Origin of the sequence: uncultured Campylobacter sp. (assembly GCF_938018035.1) — a bacterium.
GTDB lineage: Bacteria > Campylobacterota > Campylobacteria > Campylobacterales > Campylobacteraceae > Campylobacter_B.
The window spans coordinates 1-4,544 of record NZ_CALIJF010000331.1 but is presented as its reverse complement, the minus strand read 5'-3'; the positions used below and the strand labels follow the sequence as shown (position 1 = coordinate 4,544).

The window sequence follows — 4,544 nt, the reverse complement described above, 5'->3', positions numbered from 1 at the left end:
AAATTCTCTAATTCTATTAAGCTTACCAAAGGCGGTTGTGCCGCAGCAGGAATCGATACAAATGCCATTATAAATGCAAGCATTGAAATTTTAAGATAGAATTTTTTCATTAGCACTCCTTGCCCTTCTTTGGATTTGCCATCTTTTACTCCTTGGTTGAATTTTCATTTTCATCGTATTTTTGATAAATTTTCCCGTATGCCTTTCTAGCGCATTTTACAGGATCACGATCTTTGCTGTCGCGTAAACAGCCGTCTAGAGCTTCTCTTAGTTCGCAAGATTTTAACTTAAGTAGTTTTTTCTCATCGGTAAATCTTTCGCAAGCTATAACATAGCTACTAAAAGCCCTTTCGATATTGCCTCTTCTCATAATGTCAAATATTCCTAGATTGTAGCAGGACTCGGCTACGCCTGCCTTACAAGATTTATCTAATGGCGCAACCGAGGCTTCGCGCATACCCAGTTCAAAGCCCATAATATAACCCACATCGGCACATCCAATCATATCTCCACTATCGCATTTTTCGGATAAAATTTTTATTAGCCTAGTGCACGAGCTATATTTGCCGTTTCCTTTATCGCATTCATTATAAAGATTTTCCTCTTCAGCCGTAGGCTTACCAGCCATTACAATAGAAGCTAAAAATATCATAGAATAAAATATAAAGCCTAGCCTTGTCATTTCAACTCCCCGTATAGTTTATTATAAATTTCTTTCATTTTTCCTCTTGGGTTGCACTCTTTATCTTCCATACAAATTTTAAGTTCATCATAAAATCCGCAATACTCATGTGCAGATTCCGAATCCATACTACATATTTTTTTAAAGCTCTTTAAAACCCTATCCGTATTTCCGGTGAAATACAGATCTTCCCAATTAAGGCATAAGCAACTCGTCATTAAATTTGCATCGCAACTTTTAACAAGATAATTTATAGCTTCTTCGTCTCTATTTAATGTCAATAAAAGAAGCGCATTTAATTCACAACTTAAATAACGCCTATCGTCGTCGCACTCTTTAGATAAAATTTCAACGAGTTTATTGCACGAGCTATATTTGCCTTCGCCATAGTCACAGGATTTCAAAAGCGTCCTTTGCTCTTCATTTTTAAAATTCTCTAATTCTATTAAGCTTACCAAAGGCGGTTGTGCCGCAGCAGGAATCGCCGCAAATGCCGTTATAAATGCTAGTGCCCAAATTTTAAGATAGAATTTTTTCATTGTCGCTCCTTGTTTTAAGCGGCGATTATATTTAAAAATTTTTAGTTGGCTCTTAAATTTAAGGAGTGCGGCGGCGCGATAAATGCGCCGTAATCCCGTCCGCCGCCTGCGCTTAGATAAATTTTAAAATTTCGCCGCGCGCTACGCAGACAAATTACGCAATCTACCGCTAAATTTCACTCGCAACGGGTCTAAATCGCGTAGGTGCGGCAAAGCAAGCAAAGCAGAATAGAATTTTATAAAATTACTCACTCGCAGCGCTGTTTATTGCGCATCTGCTACGCTACTCATTTTGTGTCGCTTCTTTTTATTGCCGCTAGTTTCGCTACCGCTTCGTACCTACCGAGCCGCCCATTTTGATGTATGGCACCCGTCGCCCACACTTAAATGAAATTTTAAAATTTCGCCGCCCGCTACGCACGAAAGCTCCATAATCCGCCGTAAAATTTCGCTCGCAACGGGTCTAAGTTGCGCGGGCATAATCCGTCGCCCTACTTCCCGTCTAAATTTAAAATTTCGCTCGAAATTTCATCTATCGTCGCGTTGAAATCCTCCGCCAGCGCGCGCTTTAGCTCCTCTTTCGCCGCCATCATATCGCGCACGATCGCAGCTTCAAACTCCTCTCGGTTCAGCGCCTCGTCGCCCTTGGCAAACGCAAAATCCAGCCCAAACCACGTAGCCACGGCAAACGCAGGCACGCACACCACCGCGCCCGGACCGCACACGAGCCCCGCACTACCGCTGGTTGCGCTGGCGCCCGCCTTGGTAAGGGTCTTCGCACCCGTCTTGGCCGCAGTTTTAGCGAGGCTCTTGCTTATCAGCTTTGCGCCCAACACGCCGCCCAGCGCCCCCAGCCCCGTTCCGCTCGCGCGATACGCCTTGCTTTTTAGGCTGAAGCTCTGCGTGACGTTAAGATCGATTTTCGCGCCGTATTTTTTGAGCGTAAAATTTAGCGAGCTCTCATAATTTTTGACGTTTGCCGCAGCGATTTTAGCGATATTTTCGCCAAAATCTTTCGGGAAGCTTTCGCTTACGAAGAGCGCAAATTTCTCATTCAGATACGCCCCCGCGTCATCGTCCCACACGCCGTGCCACAGCACCAGATAATCGCTCAGAAACGAGTAATTGAAATCCGCCATTTTCTGTGCGCTAAGCCTCGCGCCCTCGTCGTAAACGGCGTCGATGTAGCTATTTAGCGCGGATGCGGCGTTTGCCTCCGCAGCGAAGCGCGTGGCGTTTAGCTCGCCTCTTAGCGCGTCCGCCTCGCGCGCGCTTAAGATCAGCCGCTCGCCGCTTTGCAGCACGATCTGCACGCCCGTCTCGACCGCGCTTTTAGGATGTGCGCCCTCCGCTCCGCTGCCTGCCGTGCGCGTCTGCGCGGCGCAGATCAAACACAGCGTGACGTAGGCAAGCGCGAATATCGTGCCGCTAAAGCGCCCTATTTTGGGCGCGGACGTGGCTCGCGACGTAAAAAGCACGAAGGCGCAAAGATGCAAGATCGCGCAGTAAAAGAGAAAATCTCCCGCGCAGATCAGAAACAAAAGAGCGATTTTTAGCGCGCTAGGGCTCTGCGACAGCGCCAGCCCAAACAGCGCGTTTTTGTAAAATTTCAAAGCGTAAATTTCATTTAGCAGAGCGGATCTGAAGTGCGCTTGCGGCGCGGTAGATTTTAAAATTTCAAAAATTTCAGCTACCGATGCGGGGCTGGTCGCGGATTTTTCAGCGGAACTGTCGGCAGCCATACTCGGTGCGGCGGGATTTTGGGCTAAATTTTGTGCTGGGGCTGAGCTTGCCGTAGAATTTTTAGCGTTGATTTGCGGCGCAGCGGCGGGATCTGCCTTAGAATTTTCAGCCGAGGCGTGCACCGCTCTGACGGAGCCCGCTTTAAAATTTGCGGGCGAAGCGGTGAGATTTTTAGCGGCGTTATTTGTTTTAAAATTTCCGACGGGTGCGGAAATCTTATTCCTCGCGGAGTCTTCGGCGGATGAAGCGGTGCAGGCGGACGGGGTAAAATTTATCGCAGAATTTTGAGAGTGTGCGGCCAAACCCGTAGCGTCTGCAAGCCGCAAATAGGCTAAATTTAGAGCGAAATTTACCGCTACGGCAAGCGCGGCGAGCAGCAAAATACTAAGTTTGAGCGATAAAATTCTAGGATTTTTAATCTCTTTTAGGCTGAGCTTAAGCACCGCCAGACGCATCAGAGCAAGAGCTGCAGGCAGTGCCGCTAGCGTCACGAATAGCTCCGCGCCGCGCAGATCGGCTAGGCCTAGCGCCAAAGTAGCGCTTAAGAGGATCGCGCCCGCGCAAGCAAAAACCCCGCTTATCAGTCTGCCTCTAAAAATTTTAATCAAAATCCCGCTGCTGCGAAATAGCGCCGCATTGGCGCGCTGCTTCGCCTCGTAAAAAAAGCTAAATAGCACCCGAAATAGCGCGAAAGCCCAGAACGCCGCCAACGCGCAAAAGCCTGCGTCACTGAAATCCTGCGCGTAAAGCACAAAGCAAAAAACGCTAACGATCAGCGCTAGCCTAAGCGCTATTTCACAGATCCAGCGGCGCGTCGTCGTCATCGAGCCTGTTTGCCTCATTGATCTTTGGAATGCCCATCTCTTCGATATTTAAAGGCGGCGCGGGTTTAAATTTCGCCTCATCCTGCCGCCGCTCTTGCACTTCAAAAGACGACCTGCCGCCATCGGCACTATCATCACCCTCAAAATACGAGGCATCCTCTCGCTGCGCACTCTCCGCTCCTCGCGACGCGCCCGCTACCTTCTCTGCGCCTTGCGATGCGCCTTTTGCATCTTGCAGCGCGTCTTTTGCGCCTTCCGCACTCTTTACGTTTTGCTGCGCATCAGCCGAATTTCCATGCATGCGCTCTGTTTGAGGCGCGACGCCGCCCACTATTACATCATCTAAATTTTGTCCCTTAAATTCTTGCTTTTGCGGTGCGCGCTGCACCTCTGCCAAGCCCTGTTCTGCGCTAAGCTTAGACTCGCCGTCTATCTCCTCGCCGTCCTGCTCACTGCTTTCGCCGAAGCTAGGCATCTCATCAAAATCGATATTTACTCTGGAATTTCGAGCGCTAGCGGAGCTTGTGTTTAAGCTTACGCCGCTATTTTGCGCTTCGTTAAAATTTTGAGCTTCATTAAAATTCTGCGCTAAATTCTGCTGCAAATTCTGCGCTGCAGTCTGATGCGCCGTATCGAGGCGCGGCGCATCAGACTCCTCAAAGCCCTGATCTTGCAGCTGCGAGACATAGTCGAGATTGTCGTTTTCGTTAAAGATCGTGCTCTCGCTGGGCTCGCCGCCGAAGCTCGTATCGACGA

Annotated in this window: 4 protein-coding genes; all 4 read right to left on the bottom strand. The window is 48.7% G+C overall.

The genetic code is table 11. The features are described from left to right. Positions 1-145: 145 nt before the first annotated feature. Complete coding sequence (locus Q0257_RS09905) at positions 146-682, bottom strand: hypothetical protein (protein WP_298024511.1); 537 nt, start codon at positions 680-682, stop codon at positions 146-148. Next, the gene (locus tag Q0257_RS09900; protein WP_298024509.1) at positions 679-1,221 is read right to left on the bottom strand and encodes a hypothetical protein; all 543 of its coding nucleotides are present in this window, start codon (positions 1,219-1,221) and stop codon (positions 679-681) included. Before Q0257_RS09900 ends, Q0257_RS09905 begins: the two co-directional genes overlap by 4 nt. A 491-nt stretch (positions 1,222-1,712) precedes the next feature. Further along, the gene (locus Q0257_RS09895; protein WP_298024508.1) at positions 1,713-3,788 is read right to left on the bottom strand and encodes a hypothetical protein; all 2,076 of its coding nucleotides are present in this window, start codon (positions 3,786-3,788) and stop codon (positions 1,713-1,715) included. After that, positions 3,760-4,544, bottom strand: a 785-nt coding sequence (locus tag Q0257_RS09890) for a hypothetical protein (RefSeq protein ID WP_298024506.1), incomplete at its 5' end; no start/stop codon positions are given. The genes Q0257_RS09895 and Q0257_RS09890, both read right to left, overlap by 29 nt.